22 protein-coding genes are annotated in these 22,384 nt (G+C 28.3%); 19 read left to right on the top strand and 3 right to left on the bottom strand.

The genetic code is table 11. The features are described 5' to 3' along the window. The first annotated feature begins 98 nt into the window (after positions 1-98). Positions 99-1,559: a type I restriction-modification system subunit M gene (locus tag ACUSRV_RS11175; RefSeq protein ID WP_490142040.1), complete on the top strand. Its 1,461-nt coding sequence runs from the start codon at positions 99-101 to the stop codon at positions 1,557-1,559. A gap of 4 nt (positions 1,560-1,563) precedes the next feature. After that, on the top strand, positions 1,564-2,742 hold the full coding sequence (locus ACUSRV_RS11170; protein WP_490142039.1) for a restriction endonuclease subunit S: 1,179 nt from the start codon (positions 1,564-1,566) through the stop codon (positions 2,740-2,742). Between the two features lie 149 nt (positions 2,743-2,891). On the opposite strand, the gene ACUSRV_RS11165 is transcribed toward ACUSRV_RS11170, so the two are convergent. Next, positions 2,892-3,572 (bottom strand): SIMPL domain-containing protein, encoded by a 681-nt coding sequence (locus ACUSRV_RS11165; RefSeq protein ID WP_490142038.1) that lies wholly within the window; start codon positions 3,570-3,572, stop codon positions 2,892-2,894. Between the two features lie 228 nt (positions 3,573-3,800). Between ACUSRV_RS11165 and ACUSRV_RS11160 the strand changes: the two genes are divergently transcribed. The 4 genes from ACUSRV_RS11160 (at position 3,801) to ACUSRV_RS11145 (ending at position 10,315) form a co-directional block, all read left to right on the top strand. Further along, on the top strand, positions 3,801-7,148 hold the full coding sequence (locus ACUSRV_RS11160) for a DEAD/DEAH box helicase family protein (RefSeq protein ID WP_490142037.1): 3,348 nt from the start codon (positions 3,801-3,803) through the stop codon (positions 7,146-7,148). Between the two features lie 459 nt (positions 7,149-7,607). Beyond that, a complete protein-coding gene (locus ACUSRV_RS11155; RefSeq protein ID WP_490142036.1) occupies positions 7,608-7,781 on the top strand; it encodes a hypothetical protein in 174 nt (57 codons plus the stop codon). Between the two features lie 165 nt (positions 7,782-7,946). Beyond that, positions 7,947-9,059, top strand: a complete 1,113-nt coding sequence (locus tag ACUSRV_RS11150; RefSeq protein ID WP_490142035.1) for an SIR2 family protein — start codon at positions 7,947-7,949, stop codon at positions 9,057-9,059. 143 nt (positions 9,060-9,202) lie between these two features. After that, entirely contained in the window at positions 9,203-10,315 is a 1,113-nt protein-coding gene (locus tag ACUSRV_RS11145; protein ID WP_490142034.1) for a type I restriction endonuclease, read from the top strand. Positions 10,316-10,594: 279 nt separating this feature from the next. Here the strand turns inward: ACUSRV_RS11145 and ACUSRV_RS11140 are convergent, their stop codons facing one another. After that, positions 10,595-11,068 (bottom strand): hypothetical protein, encoded by a 474-nt coding sequence (locus tag ACUSRV_RS11140; RefSeq protein WP_490142033.1) that lies wholly within the window; start codon positions 11,066-11,068, stop codon positions 10,595-10,597. 359 nt (positions 11,069-11,427) lie between these two features. Here ACUSRV_RS11140 and ACUSRV_RS11135 point away from each other — a divergent pair, with 359 nt between their 5' ends. From ACUSRV_RS11135 to ACUSRV_RS11125, 3 genes are all read left to right on the top strand, one after another. After that, the gene (locus ACUSRV_RS11135) at positions 11,428-12,132 is read left to right on the top strand and encodes a DUF6946 family protein (RefSeq protein WP_490142032.1); all 705 of its coding nucleotides are present in this window, start codon (positions 11,428-11,430) and stop codon (positions 12,130-12,132) included. Positions 12,133-12,391: 259 nt separating this feature from the next. Next, positions 12,392-12,589, top strand: coding sequence for a hypothetical protein (locus ACUSRV_RS11130; protein WP_490142031.1), 198 nt, complete (start codon positions 12,392-12,394; stop codon positions 12,587-12,589). Positions 12,590-12,647: 58 nt separating this feature from the next. Continuing rightward, the gene (locus ACUSRV_RS11125) at positions 12,648-13,217 is read left to right on the top strand and encodes a hypothetical protein (protein ID WP_490142030.1); all 570 of its coding nucleotides are present in this window, start codon (positions 12,648-12,650) and stop codon (positions 13,215-13,217) included. A gap of 45 nt (positions 13,218-13,262) precedes the next feature. On the opposite strand, the gene ACUSRV_RS11120 is transcribed toward ACUSRV_RS11125, so the two are convergent. After that, a complete protein-coding gene (locus tag ACUSRV_RS11120) occupies positions 13,263-13,925 on the bottom strand; it encodes a DUF4397 domain-containing protein (protein WP_490142144.1) in 663 nt (220 codons plus the stop codon). Positions 13,926-14,366: 441 nt separating this feature from the next. On the opposite strand from ACUSRV_RS11120, the gene ACUSRV_RS11115 reads away from it, so the two are divergent. From ACUSRV_RS11115 to ACUSRV_RS11070, 10 genes are all read left to right on the top strand, one after another. Beyond that, entirely contained in the window at positions 14,367-14,963 is a 597-nt protein-coding gene (locus tag ACUSRV_RS11115; RefSeq protein ID WP_490142029.1) for a hypothetical protein, read from the top strand. A gap of 365 nt (positions 14,964-15,328) precedes the next feature. Further along, positions 15,329-15,838, top strand: coding sequence for a TDE2712 family protein (locus ACUSRV_RS11110; RefSeq protein WP_490142028.1), 510 nt, complete (start codon positions 15,329-15,331; stop codon positions 15,836-15,838). A gap of 436 nt (positions 15,839-16,274) precedes the next feature. Beyond that, positions 16,275-16,538, top strand: a complete 264-nt coding sequence (locus ACUSRV_RS11105; RefSeq protein ID WP_490142027.1) for an oleate hydratase — start codon at positions 16,275-16,277, stop codon at positions 16,536-16,538. A 782-nt stretch (positions 16,539-17,320) separates the two neighbouring features. Further along, the gene (locus ACUSRV_RS11100; RefSeq protein WP_490142026.1) at positions 17,321-18,250 is read left to right on the top strand and encodes a DnaD domain protein; all 930 of its coding nucleotides are present in this window, start codon (positions 17,321-17,323) and stop codon (positions 18,248-18,250) included. Then, on the top strand, positions 18,141-18,923 hold the full coding sequence (locus tag ACUSRV_RS11095) for an ATP-binding protein (protein WP_490142143.1): 783 nt from the start codon (positions 18,141-18,143) through the stop codon (positions 18,921-18,923). The genes ACUSRV_RS11100 and ACUSRV_RS11095 overlap by 110 nt, the downstream gene beginning before the upstream one ends. A gap of 25 nt (positions 18,924-18,948) precedes the next feature. Then, complete coding sequence (locus ACUSRV_RS11090) at positions 18,949-19,206, top strand: Mor transcription activator family protein (protein ID WP_490142025.1); 258 nt, start codon at positions 18,949-18,951, stop codon at positions 19,204-19,206. Positions 19,207-19,393: 187 nt separating this feature from the next. Further along, positions 19,394-19,873: a putative immunity protein gene (locus ACUSRV_RS11085; protein WP_490142024.1), complete on the top strand. Its 480-nt coding sequence runs from the start codon at positions 19,394-19,396 to the stop codon at positions 19,871-19,873. Positions 19,874-20,147: 274 nt separating this feature from the next. Further along, positions 20,148-20,516, top strand: a complete 369-nt coding sequence (locus tag ACUSRV_RS11080; protein WP_490142023.1) for a hypothetical protein — start codon at positions 20,148-20,150, stop codon at positions 20,514-20,516. A gap of 103 nt (positions 20,517-20,619) precedes the next feature. Continuing rightward, a complete protein-coding gene (locus tag ACUSRV_RS11075) occupies positions 20,620-20,976 on the top strand; it encodes a hypothetical protein (RefSeq protein ID WP_490142022.1) in 357 nt (118 codons plus the stop codon). A gap of 264 nt (positions 20,977-21,240) precedes the next feature. Further along, entirely contained in the window at positions 21,241-22,203 is a 963-nt protein-coding gene (locus ACUSRV_RS11070; RefSeq protein WP_490142021.1) for a glycerophosphodiester phosphodiesterase family protein, read from the top strand. Positions 22,204-22,384: the final 181 nt, after the last annotated feature.

The raw sequence follows: 22,384 nt of genomic DNA, 5'->3' as shown, positions 1-22,384 counted from the left end.
AATACACGACAAAGGAATTAGTAAGATTACTAGTTCCTTTTCTGATATAATAGTATTATAGCACACAATAGTATTCAAAAAGACTTGGGGGAAGACAAATGATAACAGGCGAATTAAGAAGCAAAGTAGATAAAATATGGGAAACCTTCTGGACAGGAGGAATAACAAACCCATTAGAAGTAATAGAGCAATTCACATACCTATTATTTATAAAAGGATTAGATGATAACGAAACAATACACGAAAGCGAAGCTATATTTTTAGGACTACCATTTGAAGGAACATTTCCAAATGACAAACAACATCTAAGATGGAATAACTTTAAAAACTTTGAAGCAAGCGAAATGTATAAAGTAATGGCTGAAGAAGTATTCCCATTTATTAAAAACCTTCATGGAAATAATGAATCAGCATATGCAAAATATATGGGAGATGCAATATTTAAAATACCTACACCATTAATGCTATCAAAAATAGTAGATGGAATAGATACAATAAATATGGAACAAGACAAGGATACAAAGGGAGACCTTTACGAATACTTACTGTCAAAAGTGGCTACAGCAGGAACAAATGGACAGTTTAGAACACCTAGACACATAATAGATATGATAGTTAGACTTATGAAACCAACACCAGAAGATAAAATAGTAGACCCTGCTGCAGGTTCTGCAGGTTTTTTAGTTTCAGCACAACAATATTTAAGAGATAATCACAATGACTTATTTTTAGTACAAGGATTAAAAGAACATTTTAATAATGATATGTTCTATGGATTTGATATGGATAGAACTATGCTTAGAATAGGTGCCATGAATATGATGCTTCATGGAGTTGACAATCCAAATATAGAATATAAGGACTCATTATCAGAGGTAAATACTGATGAAGATAAATTCACATTAGTATTAGCTAATCCTCCTTTTAAGGGAAGTTTAGACTATGAAGCAGTAAGTGCAGATTTATTGAAAATAACTAAAACTAAAAAGACTGAACTTTTATTCTTAGCTCTATTTTTAAAAATATTAAAAACAGGTGGAAGATGTGCATCAATAGTTCCGGATGGAGTTTTATTTGGATCTACAGGTGGACATAAATCTATAAGAAAAGAGATAGTTGAAAATCACAAACTAGAAGCAATAATATCAATGCCAAGTGGTGTATTTAAGCCATATGCTGGAGTATCTACAGCAATAATGATATTTACGAAAACTGGCACTGGTGGAACTGATAAGGTATGGTTCTATGATATGAAAGCTGATGGATATAGCCTGGATGATAAGAGAAATCCTATAGAGGCTAATGATATAGATGATATAGTTGCAAGATTTAACAACTTAGAAAATGAAGTTGAAAGAAAGAGAATAGAGAAGTCTTTCTTTGTGGATGTTGAAGAGATAAGAAACAATGACTATGATTTATCTATTAATAAATATAAGGAAATAGAGTATGAGGAAGTAGTCTATGATGCTCCTAGTGTTATTTTAGATAGAGTTAAAGCACTTGAAAAAGAAATAGTACAAGGGTTAGAAGAATTAGAAAGAATGATAGAGGGTTAATGATATGAAATATACTTTAGCAGAATTATTTGAAAAACCCATTAGTGGAGAATGGGGATTAGAGGTAGAAGAAGGAGAAGATGGAGTAAAAGTAATCAGAACTACAAATTTTACTAACATAGGAAGATTAAGTTTAGAAAATATAGTAGAGAGAAACATAGATATAGAAAAACATAAAAATAAAAGATTGAAGTATGGAGATATAATAATTGAAAAATCAGGTGGTGGTCCTACTCAACCTGTAGGGAGAGTAGTTATTTTTGAGGAAGATACATCTGAAATATATTACTGTAATAACTTTACATCAGTACTAAGACCTAAAGATATGATAGATAGTAAGTTCGCATTGTATATGCTTAAAGATTTATATAATAAGAGAAAAGTGATGAAATATCAGAATCAAACTACTGGGATAATAAACTTAAAGCTTAATGATTATTTAAAAGAAACTCAAGTAGATATACCACCAAAAAATATCCAGGAAAAAATCTCTGCTGTTTTAGACAAAGCTCAAGAATTAATAGATAAAAGAAAAGCTCAAATAGAAGAATTAGATGAATTAGTTAAATCAAGATTTATCGAGATGTTTGGTGACCTAAAAGTTAACCCTAAAAAGTGGAAAATATTAAATTTTCACGAGTTTGCAGTAATAGACACAAGTATGACTAAGGATTTTGAAAAATATCAATATTATCCTCATATTGGAATAGATAGTATTGAAAAAAATACAGGTAATATGTTAGAGTACAAACTTGTTAAAGATAGCAATATAAAAAGTGGTAAATACATTTTCGATGAAAGGCACATTATTTATAGTAAAATAAGGCCTAATTTGAATAAAGTCGCATTACCAAACTTTAAAGGTTTATGTTCAGCTGACTCATATCCGATTTTATGTATAGATGGAGTTTCAAATCGAAATTATTTAGGGTATGTACTTAGAAGTGAGTTCTTTTTAAACTATATACTTGCTTTTAGTGCAAGAACCAATATACCAAAAGTAAATAAAGAACAATTAAAAGGATTTAATATGCCAATTCCTCCTATTGAATTTCAAAACAAATTTGCAGACTTCACTAATCAAGTAGACAAATTGAAATTTAAAATGGAAAGTAACTTAAAAGAGTTAGAAGATAACTTTAATTCACTAATGCAAAAAGCATTTAAAGGAGAATTAAATTAAAATGGTGCCTCTATCAATTCATAACTTGATAGAGGTTTTTTAATTACAAGGATATTATAATTTATCTGGTATGAGGATAAGGTATAATATAATAAACTTGAGCGAGGTCCTGATTTTCAATGCTGATTAAGGCATGGGCAAAGCGACTTTTAATATGTACAAAATACTGCATTAACCTCTGCTCTCACTTCTAATACACCTTCAGATATAGGAGTACTAATTTCTTTTGCGTCCATAACAGCAAAGGAATAAGGATTTGGTCTAGGTGTTTGAGACATAACTACTTCAGATATATTGCTAGGAACTTTTTTAATTCTAACACCTAAGGTATTGGCCATTAATTTTCCTTTGTTTACAGCATCTTTAACTGCTAATACTAAAGCTCTGTCATAATATTTTTCAATATTAGAAGCTGTAAAGTTTATAGTAATATCGCTATTAGTGCCATTTTCAACTGCTAAAGAATAAGCTTGTCCCACTAAATTTATATCTCTGATCACTATTTTAAGTATATGTACTACCTCATAACCTCTAAATGTTTGTTTACCATCTCCATAATCGTATGCTTTTCTTATACTTATATCTACTGTTTGAATATCTTCTCTATTTATTCCTATATTATACAAATCACTTAATATGTTGTTGATTATTTCGTTATTTTCATTTTGAGCAACTTTAACGTCCTTATACTCTGTAGTAACTCCGATTGTTAAAATAGCCATGTCAGGTTTAGCTTTTATAGTTCCCACTCCATTTGAAGACATAGTCCCTTCATTGAAAGTATTACACATTTGGTTTTGCATTGGATACATATTCATATAAGGTATCATAGGTTTCCTCCTTAGTATATAAACTTAATAAAAATATATGATATAAAAGGACAAGTTATGATTAAAAAAAGACTTAATTGACTTTTTAGTCAACGAAATAATATAATTACTCGTAATTTCAAGGTTTTAAAATTACTCTGGATATTAATTTAGAAGCATCATGATATTTCTATATATATAAATTATGGTATAATTAAACTATAATAAGTTTACATATGGGGGAGAAGTATGGGAGGAAATTTTGGATTTTTAAATGAAAAAGAAACATTTAAAAGTTTCACTCAGGCATGTTTAGAGGCTGAAAAGAGCATTCTTGATAGTCCAGCAACTACTGCTATACTATCAAGAAGAGCATTAGAACTTGCTGTAAAATGGGTATATAGTTTTGATGAAGATTTAAGATTACCATATCAAGATAATTTATCAAGCTTAATCCACGACAACAACTTTTTAATGCTAATAGACTCAGATATGTTACCTCTTTTAAAATATATAATAAAACTTGGAAATGTAGCAGTACACACCAATGCAAACATAAGTAGAGAAGAGGCAATTTTATCTCTTCACAACCTACATCAGTTTATATCATGGATAGATTATTGCTATGCTGACGATTATACAGCAGGGGAGTTTGATGAAAGCTTATTATTAGAGGGTGAAGATAAAAGAACTAGACCAGAGGAGCTAAAAGACCTTTATGAAAAGTTAAGCTCTAAGGATAAAAAACTAGAAGAAATTATAAAACAAAATACAGAGTTAAGAAAAGAGCTTACTCAAAAGAGAAAGTCTAACACAGAAAATTACGACTTTAATATAGATGAAATAAGTGAGTTTGAAACTAGAAAAAGATATATTGATGTTGAGCTAAAGTTGTCTGGTTGGGAGTTTAACAAAGATATAGTAGAAGAACTTGAAGTTAGTGGGATGCCAAATAATTCGGGATTAGGTTATGTAGATTATGTATTATATGGAAACAACGGAAAGCCACTAGCTGTAGTTGAGGCAAAGAGAAGTAGCAAAGATCCTAAGGTTGGTCAACAACAGGCTAAGCTTTATGCAGATTGTTTGGAAAAGCAGTTTAATCAAAGACCTGTAATCTTTTTTACAAATGGTTTTGAAACTTTTATGTGGGATGATTACAATGGATACTCTGAAAGAAGGGTTTATGGCTTCTTCAAAAAGGCTGAACTTCAACTTATGGTAGATAGAAGAAGTAGCAAAAAGCCTTTTAATAATGTTCATATAAAAGATGAAATATCTAATCGATATTATCAAAAGGAATCAGTATTATCTGTATGTGAAGCTTTAGAAAAGAGAAATAGAAAATGTCTTATAGTTGCAGGTACAGGTACTGGGAAAACTAGAACTGCTATTTCTATAGTTGATGTACTTACAAGACACAACTGGGCAAAGAACATACTGTTTTTAGCAGATAGAAAGGCTTTAGTTAAACAAGCTAAAAAGAACTTTTCTAAGTTATTACCAGATTTAGCTCTTTGTAATTTATTAGATAATAAGGATAATCCTGAAGAAGCAAGAATGATATTTTCAACTTATCCTACTATGATGAATTCTATAGATGATACAAAATCAAAGGATGGTAAGAGGTTATTTACTCCAGGTCATTTTGATTTAATTATAATTGATGAATCTCATAGAAGTATTTATAAAAAATATAAAGCAATATTTGAGTATTTTGATTCTTATCTTTTAGGACTTACAGCTACTCCTAAGGATGAAATAGATAAAAATACTTATTCTATATTTGACTTAGAAAATGGTGTTCCTACTTATGCTTATGAGTTAGAAAAAGCAGTAGAGGATGGATATCTTGTAGATTATAAAACACTAGAAGTTAAGTCTAAGATTATGGAAGATGGAATAAGGTATGATGAATTATCAGAGGAAGAAAAAGAAGAGTACGAGGAGACCTTTGATGATGATGAAACTATAGGAGAGGAGATTTCTAACTCTGCTATAAATAATTGGTTGTTTAATGCTGATACTATAGACTTGGTATTAAATAAATTAATGGATAAAGGTCTAAAAATTGAAGGCGGAGACAAACTTGGAAAGACTATAATATTTGCTAAAAGTCATAAACATGCACAGGCTATAGTAGATAGATTTAAAATACTTTATCCAAGGCTTGGGGGAGATTTTGCAAGGGTTATAGATTATAGTATTAACTACGTAGATACTTTAATAGATGATTTTAGTGATAAAAATAAAATGCCTCAAATAGCAGTATCTGTTGATATGTTAGATACAGGTATAGATATTCCTGAGATTTTAAATCTAATATTCTTTAAAAAGGTAAAGTCTAAGACAAAGTTTTGGCAGATGATTGGTAGGGGTACAAGATTATGCCCTGACTTACTTGGAGTTGGAATAGATAAAAAGGAATTTTTAATATTTGATTTCTGTAATAACTTTGAATTCTTTAGAGCAAACCCAAAGGGATATGAAAGTTCAAGTACTGAGACTTTAATAGAGAAGATATTTAATATTAAGGTAGATTTAATAAGGGAATTACAAGATATTAAATATTTAACTGATGAATATCAAGATTACAGAAAAGAACTATTAGATGGAGTGTTTGCAGATATAAATAGCTTACATGATGAAAGCTTTAGGGTAAGAATGAATCTAAAGTACGTTCATAAATATAGAAACAAAGAATTATGGAATGCATTAAATACAATTAGTGTGGGTGAGATAAAATCGAATATAGCACCACTTATAACGACCTATGATAGTGATGAGTTGGCAAAGAGATTTGACCTTGTTATGTATACTATACAGCTTGCAAATCTTCAAGGAAATAATGCTACAAAACCTATAAAAGGTGTTATACAAACAGCAGAAGCGTTATCAAAGCTGGGTACTATCCCTGAAGTACAAGCACAAAGGTATACTATAGAAAAGGTAAAAAGTGAAGAGTTCTGGGAAGATATAGATATATTTGAACTTGACAGTGTAAGAGAAGCATTAAGAGACTTATTAAAATACTTACAAAAAGAAGGTCAAGAGTCTTATTATACTGGATTTAATGATATGATTGTTGCTGAAGTAAGTAATGGAGCTATCTATAATGCAAATGATTTAAAGAACTACAGAAAAAAGGTAGAGCATTACTTAAAAGAGCATAAAGATGATATGACTGTATTTAAGCTTAGAAATAATAAGAAACTGACTAAGCAAGATATTCAAACACTAGAAGATTTAATGTGGAATCAGTTAGGTACTGTATCCGATTATGAAAAAGAGTTTGGAGATATGCCACTTGGTAAGTTAGTTAGAAAAATTGTAGGGCTTGATAGAGTAGCTGCTAATGAAGCTTTTTCTGAGTTTTTAAATAATGAAAATCTAAATACTACTCAGATACACTTTATAAAGTTAATAGTTGATTATGTTGTTGTAAATGGGTTAATAGAAGATAACATCGTTTTAACGGAAGATCCATTTAGAAGTGTAGGCAATATAACTCAGTTGTTTAAGAATAATATGGATGATGCTAGAAAGATTATGAGTATCATTGCTGATATAAAGAAAAATTCCGAGGAAGTAATATAAGTAAGATATTATTTGGATATGTAGTACGACCTCACGAAGGAAGTACACTACTTAAACATTTTGATAGATAACGTTTTAGATAGTAATAAAAATAGCCTAGATTAAAAACATAGGCTATTTTTATTACATTAGTAAATTATATACTATTCTGGCAATGGAGCATGGACACCTAATTGTAGACCTTGGTCAAATATGTATTTTCTAATATCATTCCATAAATTGTATATTTGATCATCATCACGATTTCTTGTACAATTACCTTATATATTCCTAAGCAGTTTTTTAAGTTAAGGCTATGGGATTCTAAGAAAATTATAGAACAAATACTTGAGAACTATGAGAAGTTAAGCGAAGACATTAAAGCTGAAATACCATTAAAAAGGATATGGATGTTAAATATAGAAAAGTAAACTATATCAAAACCAATTGGAATTATTGATAAAATAAGAAGGGTATATTATGGATAAGATGGAGAAAGTAATAGACGATATCTCTAAAATAATAGATAGGTCAATAGAACGTGAAAAAGAACAGGATAGAGAGATATTAGAAGCGATAAAATTTCTGATTGAGTGTTTATTATTACCTTTTAAGGAACTAAAAGAATACTTAACTAATAAAAAGAATATATAGAACATAGTTGATGAGTTAAGAGTTTTTAAGAAATTGTTAAATAGTTTCATAGTATTGATATAAGCACCATCTAAATGAGGGTGTTTTTTTGTGTTATAAATACAACTATAATTGAATATGTTTTTAGTGATAAAAAATATTATAAATATTAGGGAAGTTGATAAAATGCAAGAAAAGATAAAAGAGATTTTAATGGAAAGTAATACTACACCAATATTATTTGTAGGGGCTGGGATTTCTAGAAGATATCTTGGTTTAGCAGATTGGCCAGGACTTCTAAGAATTATGGCACATAAAGCAATAGATAGCGAATATGGATTTGATATGTATATGCAAAAAGCAAAGGCTATGGAACTTGAAATAGGGATATATCAAAAGATAGCTGCTTTAATAGGAAAAGATCTAATAAATAAATGGTATACAAAAGAGGAGTTTAAAGAAACAAGAAGTCTATATAGTGAAGATATAAAGCTAGGTACATCACCACTAAAAATAGAGATTGCAAAATATATAAAAGATAATGCTGATAAAATAGTAAGTGAATTTAAGGAAGAGGTAGAATTATTTAAACAAGTATCCAGAAAGAGTATATCAGGGGTAATAACAACTAATTATGATCAGTTATTGGAAAGTATAATTGAGAATTATGAGGTGTTTATAGGACAAGAGGAACTTATATTCTCGCCATTACAAGGTATAGGAGAAATTTATAAAGTTCATGGATGTTGTTCAAAACCTGAATCTATTGTTATTGATGAAGATGACTATAAAGTATTTAATGAAAAAAACAAATATTTGGCAGCCAAAATATTAACATTATTTTTAGAATATCCTATAATTTTTATGGGTTATTCTATACGCGATGATAATATAAAAAATATCCTAAAGGATATTGCAAGTTGTTTATCAGAAGAGAATTTATTAAAGTTAAAGCGTAGATTAATCTTTGTAGAATGGGACACTACTGGTAAAGACGAAGGTATTTCTACTCATTGCATAGTGTTTGATGATAATAAGTATATTGAAATGACTAAAATAAAGATAAATGATTTTAAAGTATTATATAGAGCTATGTTAGAAAATAAGTCTAAATATTCAGCACCAATTTTACGAAGTCTAAAAAAGGATATATATGATTTAGTTTTAAGTAATGAACCTACTGAAAAAATGAAAGTTATTGGACTAGAAGATGATAAAAATATTGATAAGATAGAATTTGTATTAGGAGTAGGTGTATTATCACAGTTTGAAAAGAAAATGAATCCTAACATCAAGTAAGGAGCGAATCATTTGCCTCTTGTAAGCATTTACAATATAGCTTTGGATATATAGTAAAGCGTATAATATCCATTGTGTATCTATATACTTAATATATAGAAGTAAATTTTTAGTAGTAAATAAAACAGGGGGAGTTTTAAGATATGAACATGGATTTTTCGGATAAGCTAAAACAATTTAGTAAGAGGGCAGAAAAAGTTAGAAATAACTTGGCAACAGAAGAAGCAACAAAGACGGCATTAATAATGCCATTTTTTCAATTATTAGATTACGACGTATTTAATCCAGATGAATTTATTCCGGAATTCACTGCAGACGTTGGAACTAAAAAAGGTGAAAAAGTAGACTACGCGATAATGGAAAATAATAAGCCTGTAATACTAATAGAAGCTAAGAGTGTAGATGACGATTTAACAAAACACGATGCACAATTGTTTAGATATTTTACATCAACAGATGCTAGATTTGCAATTTTAACAAATGGATTAATATATAAGTTTTATACTGACTTAGAAGAACGTAACAAAATGGATGAAAGTCCTTTTCTAGAACTAAATATACTAGATTTAAATGATGTATTTATACAAGAATTAAAGAAATTTAAAAAAGAGAACTTTGATATAGATACTATATTCGATACAGCATCAGAATTAAAATATACAAGTTTAATAAAATCAAAGATGAATAAAGAGTTAAACAATCCTTCTGATGAGTTTATAAGATTTATAATAAATGAATTTTATAATGGAGTAAAAACACAAAACGTAATTGAAAAATTTAGACCAACAGTAAAGAAGTCTTTTCAACAGTTCATAAATGATTTTATGAGCGATAGATTGAAGAGTATACTGAACACAGAAGAGCAAGTTGATGTAGAGATTAAAACTACTAGAACCGATTCAACTAAACTAGCAGAAGCCAGTATTGATATTGATGAGGAAAGCAAGAATACTAACAAAATCGTAACAACACAAGAAGAACTTGAAAGTTTCTACATAATAAAGAGTATACTAAGTGAAGTTGTTGACCCTAATGATATAACCAATAAAGATGTTGAAAAATATTTCAATATACTATATCAAAACAATACTAGAAAATGGATATGCAGATTATATTTAGGTGGGAATAAACAGTCTATGGTATTTAATGATGGAAATAGAATTTATATTGATAATATAAACGATATATATAAGTATAAAACAGAAATTATAGGGGCGTTACATAAATATATAGATGTGCAACTAGCTGAAAACTAAAAATTAGCCAAAATACTTATTTTCATAGATAACCACGGATAAGAAAAGAAAAACAGATAGTACAGAAATAAAAATAATTAAGATACAATAATATATTTACTGAAGGAAGGGTCGCCTATTAAAGAGGAAGACCCTTCCTTCATGTATGCCAATGTTTATTGGACTAGTTTGAAATGTGTACTATAATTTAAATAACAAATCTAAATAGGTAAATTATAGAGATTTTAATAAAAGGCTTTGTTTTAATACAGTGTTGAAATTAAGTATATCCTTTACATATTAGGACTCATTATTTAAATTTTCAAATTCTTCTTTAATCACATTTATCAGTAAAACTGTTTTAAGCAAAGATTTTTTGCCATTCTCAATTAATCTACTATTTGACTGAACTAATCCTTGCATTATTTGATCTGTATCATATAAAGCTGAAATCACTAGAGTCTTTAATTTAGTATGAAAAACTTTGTATTCTTCTGGAACTAAAGATTCCTCAAAGTTATAGGTTTCTAAAAATTTGTAGAATGCTCTCAGTCTATCGTATTCAAACTCGATATTAGAAATATCTTTTCCAATATCTTGGCTAAGCACATCGGGGTTAAATTTCTTATACTTATTAAACCAATCTTCAACAAATGTAGCATAGTCTGATTCATCAATTATACTAAATGTATCTACGTGGTTTGAATTTTTTGACATAAATATAACAGAAATCATTAATATTAGTACTGCACCAATATATACCTTTTTACCCATTTCAAACACCTCTACCATAAGTATGATTTATATAATTAATATCCCACAAATACCGTTTATTTATTTCATGAAAACAAAAAAGGCCGACTTATTTCATATTTTAAAAACAAAACTATATCCATTCTCAACACTCATTTAAAACATAGCCAATAATATGACATACTAGGGGGAGACTAGAGATGAAGCCAATAATATTTTTAAAATGTTATAAGGAGTTATTTTAGAAAATTTAGAGTAACTTCTTTTTCAATTCTTTATATTAAGAAATAGTATTTGTTATTATATTGAATAAAGCGTTACAACTTACAAATAAACAGTTAAAATATAATTACATAAATATGTTACAGGGGAGGAAGTCTGTGGGAAGATATGAATTACATTTAAGAAAAGGGGCTAATGATATTAATTCATTAGATGATTGGAAAGAGTTTGCATCACCTAAGAAAGAGGATATTCAATGGAAAGATGGGAGAAGTGCTAAAGAATTAGCAAAGTATATCCTTGAAGCTAATGGATATATACCAAAAGAAATTGAAGAAATATTACTTGAATTAGGTTGTAATCAAGATAGTATTTTTACTGGGGAACCTGAAAGAGTTACTAGACTTACAGGAAAAGGGGAAGGCCGTAATCATGATTTGCTACTTGTACAAGACAGTAAATGGGTGGTAGGAATTGAAGCTAAAGCTGACGAATCATTGGGTAATCTTGTTTCAAAAGAATTATCTAAAGATATATCAGATAATAAAAGAAATAGAATAGAAAGCTTGTATAATGATGTTTATGGATGTTATACATGCGGAGTAGACGTGCGTTATCAACTACTAACTGCAACAGTGGGAACATTAATTGAAGCAAAAAATTTAAAGGCCTCAAATGCGGTATTAATTATTGTTACATTTAAGAAAGTTGGGAATTATAATCCTAAAAAGGTACAAGCAAATATACATGACATTAATGATTTTGCAAGTAGTTTAGGCAAGACTCTAGGAAAAGGTCAATATAATCTACCAGGGTATTCAGATATAGATTTTTACATTAAACATATTGAAATAGATGTTTAATATATTTACTTCAAAGAAAGTATGAAATATCAATTGAGAACATAAAAAAATCTTTATTATAGTAATTTCATTTCTTTGATAAGTTCTAACTACAAAGATAAATACAAAGACGAATAGTAGATACAAATAAATGGTTTTGGGCAAAGAAAAAGTAAAATTAATGATAAAAAAGTAGGGTGCTTTTGGTTAATAAAAGTACTCTGCTTTTTTATATGTTATTATATATTTATAAAGTATTAAATAGGGGGAGGGGATATGCATGGATAATATTAAAATTGATACAATTAAAAATGTGATAATATTTGGACTGACTGCTTTGTTAATTATGGTTACAACATACGCAATTTTTAGAGATATTGAAACTACAAGAATAATAAATCTCCAAGAAAAGAAAATACAAAACTTATTAAAGGAAGTAAAAATAGATGTAAAAGTAGAAGGAAAAGGTAAAAGCTAAATCTGAAAATAGACAAAGAATAATAGAAGAAAGTATACAATTATTTAGGGAGATTAAAATGAAGAAAATAAAAGATTTAGTACTTAATATAGTTGTAGTTTTATTGTTTATGCAGGGGATTTCATTTATTAGTTCAGTTCTAAACGGAGAAGGGAAACCTGATAGACGATATGATAAAGATATTGAACTTAAGGATGAATTTTTATTATTTGAGTGTGAAAATAGAGAACATCCTGATGAAAAGCTTTTTTTCACTTTAAACAATATATATGAGGATGAAAGTGGGCAAATATTTGTAGATTTTACTTATAGATTTGAAGGCGATAAACCTATATCTATTGAAAGTTTTGATTATATGGAGGGATTTGGTATTGAGATAGTAGGACCTAAAGGTGGAAGACAAAGAGAAGGGGCTCTTATAAGACTAGATTCTCCTAACATAGAAACTCAGTACAAGTTAAACGATTATATTTCAAATAATGATTCTATTAATGCTACATATGTTTTTGATATGTCTAAAACTAAGCTTAAAGGTTATCGCTTAAAAGATTTAAAATTTATTTTAGGTAAAGATTATATACTAGAGCCTCATAGAGGAAGTACACTATTTGAATATATTAATATATGATATTCAAAAACAGAGATATACGAAATAATAAATTAGGAATAAGCATTAGTATATCTGATGCTTATTTTTTTTTGCTACAAAAAAAATACATTTAGTAAACAAAGTATTTCCATCTACTACTAATACAACTTGTGGAATATTAATTTGGTCATAACCTTGGGTATCGGGACTCATATTGTTAATAATATATACTGTATATATTCTACCTTGTTTAAAATTTATATTTATAGTCTTTGGGCGTTGATTAGGCATAGTGAGTTCCCAAGAATATGAACCGGGATCTATTTGTGTATAATTAGAACCACTACCAGAGTCTAAAACAATTGTTGATGAACCAGAGGAGGAAGAAAGAGTAGAGGTCATACTATAATTAGTTAAGTTATAAAATCTAGTCTTTGTCTGATCAGGTGATATACCTTCATTAATATCATCTATTATTGGTACAAATTTAAAGTTACTTGCGCTTCCATATATTAACTGAGTTATTAACTGTCCACTAGGTATATCAAAATCCCTTGCTTCATATAAAAGATTTTCAGTTTGAGTTTCATATACTTTTAGATTACGTGGACCAAGTCTAGTTGATAGATATTGGGTAAGTTCTGCATATTCTAAATTAGTAGTTCTAGGAACATCGTTTATACGAATATCTACTGTTAAACTTGGTATAGCATTAAATGTTCTAAGTAGTGAGGTTTGATTGTCTATACATGGATTTGCCAGCTCATATGTTGTTTGACGACTAATAATATCACTCCTTTAATTATATTTAAAATACTAGTTTATAAAATGTAGTGTCATAATTATAATTATATGAATTTATTATGCACAGTGTTAAATCCTTAAAAGTTTTAGAGCGTTTTATAATAGAACAGTTTATAATGTGCATATTTTTATACATAGATAAATTAGAAGCGATAATATTTCTGGTTAAGAGTTTAAATAATGTTTACTTTTTAGTGTCAAATTGTAACCTGTCCACATATATTGATATTGAATAGTTAAATATTTCTCAAATGCAAATAAATTAAAGAGAATAAAGCATATAAAACAATTTGCCATCCTAAAAGACCTAAAACAGTTTAAAGCTTGTAAGAAAGTTTAGAGAACATTTCCTATCTTAAATTATAATTGAAGGGAGGATATTAATTGAGTGAAGATTTGATAAGAGACTGCAAGTTTTGTGATAGAGCCCCTCGATGTGACAACTGCCCTAGCATAGAAACATTGAGAAACATGTTACAATTATTCGAAAGAAAAGATATATTAGTAATAATAGTTACTAGAAATAAAAGCTTTAGAGGTTATATATATAAGATAACTAAAGACACAGTATATCTATCTGATAATATGGCATCTGAACCTAATGTTTTTATTTGCATATGTAATATAGTTAGATTTAACACTATGAATGCCATTGCTAATGCTAGTATCCTTATGCAACTTAGCGAAAAAATAAGCAACTTTATAAGTTTAACTTGTGACATAAATCCTTGTTGTTGTATAGATAGCATAGTAGAAGTTATAGATTGCTTTAAAGATACAAATAATACAGATTTACTTTGCTTTACCTTAGATACTGATTTTAATTTTCCAATTACTAATACTAATGCCTTTACTAGAACTCAAATAATAAAAGCCGATACAAATATAGTGTTCGCTATTAAAAGCAATAGAATTTTTTTATACCCTACTTGTGGAATTAACTCTATAGAAATACGTCAACAATCATCACCAGTAACATAATCAATATACAAATAGCTGTATAAGTACTTTATACAGCTATTTTTTCTATATATTTAACCAATATTCTCTTTATGCACCAGATAAAGATATAATTCAAAAGGTGCTTTTAGATATTTATGTATTTAGGTAGAAATTTTTCTTAAGCCACCTTTTCTTAATTTTGTGTTATATTGGTAATATGTTAGAACTTTCAAAACATAATATATAAGGTTGGTACTTGAAATAACCAAGCAATGAAACACACAGAGTTGTTTCTATTCACAAGCCAATCAGGGGGGCTGATGGGAACGGAAACTTTAGGTTAATTCAAGCATAGAGTAGTTCAAACATAAATAAAAATATTAAAATAAAAAGGGGGATTTAACTTGGCTAAAATTGTAATTAAAAGTGAGATATTAGAAATGATGCTTTATATTTGGGATTCAGTACATCAAAGAGAAAAGATAGCAGATTCATTTTTTATGGGATTAGCTGATCAAACGGACATGAAATATCTATATGATGAAGACTTTACAAAGGACTCTGTAAGAAAGGTACTTTCAGCAATATCAAACAGAGAGCTTCTAAATAAACCAACAAAAAAGGAAAGTAGATTCTGGAATAAAAATATGTGGATGCTTGAAGATTTAGGATTTACAAATATGATGATGGCACCAGTAAAGCAGCTTAATTTAGATTACATGAAAGATAAATTAAGTAAGGAAGAATATGAGGTAATATTTATTCCAGGACATATGGATGAATATTATATTGATGGAAATAAAATAATAATCAATTTCTTTAATATAACAGTAGATTTATTTGGAGAAGGCCCAGTAACAATAGCAGGTAAACCGTTTAAGGAATATATAGAAGAAAAGCTTCTTAGTATATAACTAGGGGCGATAAACTACATATAAATCCAATTTATTTCTTATATTTGTTCATTATAATAAACGAAAGGTTGTATCACAAAAGATACAACCTTTCGTTTATATTGCTTTAAATATTTATATTAATGATTACATAAAAAGTTTAGGCGAAACTCTAAAAAATGGTCAATACAATTTACCAAGATACCCAAATATAGATTTTTATAATAGGCATATTGAAATATCTGTTTAACTCATACTATTTCAAATAAAATACGAAATAGCAATTAAGGATTTCATCTTCCACATGACTTCTTTTAAAAAAATAGATAAAAATAATTTACACAAATGATAACATATGTTGCAACTTTTCACACTTGATATGTATTGATTATTTATACTATATTAAACCTTAACTATCCTTATTAGTAAAGAAATATAAAATAAAGGTGGAAGTATTATGGGGAATTTTCAAAACATCAATACAGTAAAACTAAAAGGAGTTGAAAAGAAAAAAGCATATTTAGTTGGAGGAGGTATAGCATCTCTTGCAGCAGCTGCATATCTGATTAGAGATGGTCATATGGATGGCTGTGGAAATGTTAAAGCTGGGTACATAATTCGTGGTGGAAGAGAGATGGAAGAACACTATGAATGTACTTGGGATTTATACGGAAAGATACATTCAATAGAAGAACCGAATAGAACTTGTGATTTTAGATAAGGGAATAGTATTCATTAATTTCTTTAATGATGCCGCCAAAGCTCTTTTTGTGGTTTGTGACATAAACAGTATCCCCTTTCGTTACAATATAAATATATTATATTTCAACGAAAATTCGTAGTCAACGATTAATAACCTCTAAAATTAGATAATATAAAGAATAGAGTATATTAAGTGATAAGAACAAGAACTGAAATTAAATAATATAATGTTGAAAGAGCCATCTTATTGATAGCTTTCTCTTAGATGTTATATGTTTTAAATGTAAGTGGGTACACCAAAATAAGTACGATTAACTTAAAGATATTAGATAGTATAGGGAGTTGGTGCTTATATACTGCTAAATCAATTTGTACTTATTGATAAACAAAAAATTAATAAGTAGTAACAAATATGAGAGATTTAAGTATAGTAAATGAAATTTTAAAATTTAATACCCTTTTACCAAAATAGGCTCCTTGCTAATCCAAGGGGCTATTTATATTGTATAAAAAATTTAGTAAATTAATTTAGCAAAAAATATTATTGTATATGTAAACTTATGTTTGATATAACTTTAGATAAATCAACAGATATAAACATTTTGCATTAAGATTATACTACTAAACTATACCTATTTACTATAATAGTTCTTTTGAGAATAATAGTGTGGGGATAATCTGCTATTAGGAGTACAATGGAAAATGCGAACATATGTTCTTGTATTTTATGGAAATCTATTGTATTATTTAAAATAAGTATTTAGTAATTTAATTCATTACTTATAATTAGGGGGAAATAAGATGGCTGTATTTAGGAAAGTACATACAGAATTTTGGAGAGATCCTAAAGTATTAGAAGAGTTGACACCAGAAGATAAAATATTCTTTTTATATTTACTTACAAATCCAAACACAACCCAAATAGGGATATATTCTATAACAAAAAAGCAAATATCATTTGAAATTGGATACTCAACAGAAAGTGTTAATGCTCTTATTGATAGATTTGAAAAACACCATAAATTAATAATATACAATGAAGATACAAGGGAAATAGCAATAAAAAACTGGGGTAAGTACAATTTAGATAGAGGTGGAAAGCCATTTATGGATTGTATAGAAAAAGAGCTTAAAGCTGTAAAGGGTAAGTCATTAATAAATTATGTAGGTGAAAATATAGAAAGACCAGAAATAAAAACAGTGTTTGATAGATATATAAAATTAGAAGACGATACGTACCACGAATCGTTATACGAATCGTCTTCAAAATTGGGACAAGAAAAAGAAGAAGAAAAAGAAGAAGATAAAGAAAAAGAAGAACAAAAAGAAGAACAAAAGCATATAATAAAAAGGTTTGCTAGACTTTATGAACAAAATATAGGCCTTGTTAATGGGGTAGTAAGTGAATGGCTAATTGATATAAGTAAGTATGTAGATATTAAGTTATTTAAAAGAGCTATAGAAATTGCAACTAATAATGGAAGATGTAACAAAGGATATGTGAGTGGGATTTTGAAACAGTGGGAAAGTAAAAATATAAAAACATATAGTGATTTAAAAGCTTATGAGGTAAGTGTCAAAAATACAGGGGGTAATGACAATGGAACAAATAATAGCAACAATGCAAAAAACAGATATCTTGAAGAACTTAAGTCAGAAGACCAAGAACTTTACAGAAAACCAACAAAAGAACAACTTGAACAAGCAAGAAGACTACTTGAAGAAAGTTAGGTATAAATGCACTAATTGTAGGGATATGACTTTTATTTTAGTAGATAATACAGCAATTCCCTGTGATTGTAGGGAGTTAAGATTAAGTGAGAGTATTTTGAAAAATAGTGGAATAAATGAGGAATTTAGAAAAAAGACATTTGATAACTTTGACTATAGTATTGATTTGCAGCTAACAGAGGCATTTGCAAAGGCAAAGAGTTATTGTTATAACTTTGAAAAAATAAAAGATACTAGAAAAAACTCTATAATATTTATGGGTCAGGTAGGTAGTGGCAAAACACATTTATCAATAGCAATAGCAAATAATCTTATGAAAGATTCCATAGGGGTTGTGTATATGCCATATAGAGACACTATAACTAGGATAAAACAAAGTATTTTGGATGAAGAAAATTACAATAGGGAACTAAAAAGATACAAAGAAGCTAAGGTCCTTTTAATTGACGATTTGTTCAAAGGAAGTATTACTAAGTCAGATATAAATATTATGTTTGAACTTATTAATTATAGATATCTAACAAACAAACCAATTATAGTAAGTACTGAAAAATTATTAGATGATCTTATAGAAATAGACGAGGCAATAGGCAGTAGAATTATAGAAATGAGCAAAGAATACCTAGTAGAAATAAAGGGAAAGAAATTAAATTATAGGATTTACGGAGGTTAATCAGTATATTTACTGGAGGGATAATATGCTAGAGGATTTGACAAAGATTGATGTACCAGAATCACTAAAAGATATAGTTGATGAAATAGGTATTGATAATTTTATTAAGTTATGTAGGCTATGTGGCGGAATTTCTATATATATTCCTACAGAAAATTCACTTGTTAAGCCTATTAGAAACAGAGTTATTAGGGAAAAGTTTGATGGATGGAATTATAAAGAACTTGCAAGGAAGTTTGATATAAGCGAGGTACAAGTACGAAAGATAGTAGGTAATATGTAAAACAAATATAAAAACGTATTATTACAATTGAAATAATACGTTTTTTATATTTACACTTATTAGATATTTGAAAGTTATATCAATATTGTGTAGAATTGAGTAAAGATACAGTTGTATATAAATGAAAACCAAAGACTATTTATATATTCTGACTGGCCTGAAAACAGAAATTTAAAGAGGTGTAATTATGCGAAATAAGAAAGAAACTAGTGATATGAGTAATGTAGGAATAATAAAAAAAATTGATGATATTCCTGAATTAAAAGATGAACTTATTGCAGTGTTTGAAAGTAAAAGCAAAAAAGAAATCTCACGTTATGGTCTATTGTTAGTACAACATATATTAAGTCTTACAAATGTGCAACCGTGTGATGCAATTAATGAATGTATTGATGTTAGCAGAAGATGGCAAGAAGAAAAAGCTACATACCAAGAGACTAGACAAGCAGCTGCCATGATACCTGATTTGGCACGTGTAGAGAAAGATCCAGTAAAAGCTAAAGTCTTGAGAGTTGTGGGACAAGTTACTCTTATTCCTCACGTTAAGAGACATGCATTGATAGCATCAGAGTATGCAATAACTTTAATAAATTTAATGTATCCTAAAAATTTAGAGGAAGTAAGAAAAGAAAGAAAAATCCAAATTGAATTAATAAAGAGTGTTTAATAAAAAGATTTAGCATTATGAATTCAGATTTATCGGAGAGATTGTGAGTACAATAGGAAATGAAATTAATATTAAGAGTATTAACATTTCATAAAAACGGCTTTGGAATAAGTTTTATTGCGATAATTCTACCTGTGATAACATCATATTTAATCTACTATATATTAAATTACATAAATATCAATATTAATGAATAGCAATTTTATACTATGCAGTAGTATAAAACTGAGAACTAATTGCTATATAAATAAATTTGAATTTATGGAGGTGTTAAATGAAAAAATTGATATATTTTATAAGTCTGTGTTTAATAGCTATTATGTTAAGTTCATGTGGTCAGAGTAATAAGAAATTAGAAAATATGACAACCCAAGAAAATAATGATTATGTTGCAATTGTTTGGGGAAATAGAACTTATATTCCTTTTTGTGCTGTTGACAATATCGAACAAGGAGCACAAATTGGTAGAGTTAATGGAGATAGGAAAGACCAAGTTTATGAATATAAAGGCTATTCTACTGATGATTGGATAATTTCATTTTATAAATCTGGAGAAATGGACAGTTCTATGTTAATGAAAGAGATAAATGTAACAGAAATACCGGATAATTTAAAATCTGATTATGAGTGGAATAATAAATAGTTTTTTTAATTATAGTTTCTATAAGTAAAACATATAAAATAAGTTCATAACTTTTATATACTACGCAGTTGTATAAAACTACAACACAAATGGGAGATAGAATATGGATAAGCAAGAGTTGTTATTTGAAAATCTAAAAGATATAAAAGACTACTGGGTTAAATCTAGTATTGAAGGATTGAGTCCTAATACTGATTTAATATGGTCTGAATGTGAGGAACAATATAAAATCCTTCAGAGTAAAATTACAACTGATAATGAGAGAGATGCCTATGAAAAGGTTATTGATGAAGTTATAAAAGGGGTTATTCATTCTGTTTTAGTAATGATTGATGGAGGTGATAAATTAGCGGATGATTATACTGTAGACTTAATAGAGCAAGAAACAAATAAATCTCTAAAGAAGAATATTGCTTTGCATGAAGAATTTTTTGGATATTTAATAGATGTAGAAGAATAGATAATTGTTATACATTCTTTATAAATTGCGAATTATTTAGTTTTAAATTTAATTAATAACTGTATCTTAGCGTATATATATTGTAAACACTAGGATACAGTTATTTTTATTCTTTATTTATCACATAATTGTCTAACAGAGCCTAAGTTTTTTATACTTACACTTATTAGATATTTGAAAGTTATATCAATATTGTGTAGAATTGAGGAAAGACACAGTTGTATAGAATTAAGAAGTAATATGATTATATAGGAGAAACATTCGATGAATAAGATTAAAAAGAGATGGATTGTATTATCAATTATAGGCATTGTTATATTATCTCTATGGGCAAATAATACAAGTATGTTTATGTCTAAAACAGATAGTTATAAATTACTTGCACATAGAGGAGTAGCTCAGACATTTGATGTTTCTCAAGTGGAGTGGGATACTAATACAGCAGAAATTATTTACGAGCCGGAACATGAATATTTAGAAAACACAATAATGTCGATGGAAGCAGCTTATGAATATGGTGCAGATGTAGTGGAGCTTGATATTCAAAGAACAAAAAATGGGCAATTAGCAGTTTTTCATGATTATGATTTATCAATGAGAACTAATGGAAAAGGTACTATAAATGACTATACAATGAAGGAACTAAGAAAATTAGACATCGGTTATGGATATACAGCAGACAATGGAAAAACTTATCCATTTAGAGGAAAGGGTATTGGTCTAATGCCCGAACTTAGTGAAGTCTTAGAAACTTTTAAAGATAAAGAGTTATTAATACATATGAAAGAGAGTGATTTGGAAACTGGAGAAATACTATGGACATATTTAGAAAATATGCCTAAGGAAAGGTTGTCTAAAATAACTGTTTATGGAAATCATGATGGATTAATGTACTTAAGAGAACAAAATAGCAGTATAAGAGTTCTTTCTACGAAGCTTTTAAAGAAGGCATTAATTAGATATGAGCTATTAGGATGGTCTGGATATACACCAAAAGAGCTAAATAATATGGAAATTCATATACCTTTAAATTATGCTAAATACTTATGGGGTTGGCCAAATAAATTTGTAGAGAGAATGGAATCTGTTAATACAAGGGTTGTTATAGTAGAAGGTAATGGAGAATGGTCAGAAGGATTTGATACTCTTGAATCTCTAGAGAAAATTCCAAAAGGATACAATGGATATGTTTGGACGAATCGAATTGATACTATTTCAAGTAAATAGATTATTATATTATCATAGTGCAAATAATACATTTTTCTATTCATATACTAAGTATATATCTATCTAAGGTTAAACACCTCAATTTATATTGAGGTGTTTTTTAGTTTCCAATTGCTAAACTTGAGCAAGATCCCTGTTTTTCAAGGTCATTGGGGACATGAGCGTAGCGAATTTTTTACTT

Source organism: Sporacetigenium sp. TC11 (genome assembly GCF_058146105.1).
Note: the sequence above shows the minus strand (reverse complement) of the source record. Positions and strands in the feature narration are given on the sequence as shown.

Bases quoted from the DNA above. Each gene is read 5' to 3' on its own strand.
- ACUSRV_RS11175 (WP_490142040.1), top strand. From the start codon at position 99: ATGATAACAGGCGAATTAAGAAGCAAAGTAGATAAAATATGGGAAACC.
- ACUSRV_RS11170 (WP_490142039.1), top strand. From the start codon at position 1,564: ATGAAATATACTTTAGCAGAATTATTTGAAAAACCCATTAGTGGAGAA.
- ACUSRV_RS11165 (WP_490142038.1), bottom strand. From the start codon at position 3,572: ATGATACCTTATATGAATATGTATCCAATGCAAAACCAAATGTGTAAT.
- ACUSRV_RS11160 (WP_490142037.1), top strand. From the start codon at position 3,801: ATGGGAGGAAATTTTGGATTTTTAAATGAAAAAGAAACATTTAAAAGT.
- ACUSRV_RS11155 (WP_490142036.1), top strand. From the start codon at position 7,608: ATGGATAAGATGGAGAAAGTAATAGACGATATCTCTAAAATAATAGAT.
- ACUSRV_RS11150 (WP_490142035.1), top strand. From the start codon at position 7,947: ATGCAAGAAAAGATAAAAGAGATTTTAATGGAAAGTAATACTACACCA.
- ACUSRV_RS11145 (WP_490142034.1), top strand. From the start codon at position 9,203: ATGAACATGGATTTTTCGGATAAGCTAAAACAATTTAGTAAGAGGGCA.
- ACUSRV_RS11140 (WP_490142033.1), bottom strand. From the start codon at position 11,068: ATGGGTAAAAAGGTATATATTGGTGCAGTACTAATATTAATGATTTCT.
- ACUSRV_RS11130 (WP_490142031.1), top strand. From the start codon at position 12,392: ATGGATAATATTAAAATTGATACAATTAAAAATGTGATAATATTTGGA.
- ACUSRV_RS11125 (WP_490142030.1), top strand. From the start codon at position 12,648: ATGAAGAAAATAAAAGATTTAGTACTTAATATAGTTGTAGTTTTATTG.
- ACUSRV_RS11105 (WP_490142027.1), top strand. From the start codon at position 16,275: ATGGGGAATTTTCAAAACATCAATACAGTAAAACTAAAAGGAGTTGAA.
- ACUSRV_RS11100 (WP_490142026.1), top strand. From the start codon at position 17,321: ATGGCTGTATTTAGGAAAGTACATACAGAATTTTGGAGAGATCCTAAA.
- ACUSRV_RS11095 (WP_490142143.1), top strand. From the start codon at position 18,141: ATGCAAAAAACAGATATCTTGAAGAACTTAAGTCAGAAGACCAAGAAC.
- ACUSRV_RS11090 (WP_490142025.1), top strand. From the start codon at position 18,949: ATGCTAGAGGATTTGACAAAGATTGATGTACCAGAATCACTAAAAGAT.
- ACUSRV_RS11085 (WP_490142024.1), top strand. From the start codon at position 19,394: ATGCGAAATAAGAAAGAAACTAGTGATATGAGTAATGTAGGAATAATA.
- ACUSRV_RS11080 (WP_490142023.1), top strand. From the start codon at position 20,148: ATGAAAAAATTGATATATTTTATAAGTCTGTGTTTAATAGCTATTATG.
- ACUSRV_RS11075 (WP_490142022.1), top strand. From the start codon at position 20,620: ATGGATAAGCAAGAGTTGTTATTTGAAAATCTAAAAGATATAAAAGAC.
- ACUSRV_RS11070 (WP_490142021.1), top strand. From the start codon at position 21,241: ATGAATAAGATTAAAAAGAGATGGATTGTATTATCAATTATAGGCATT.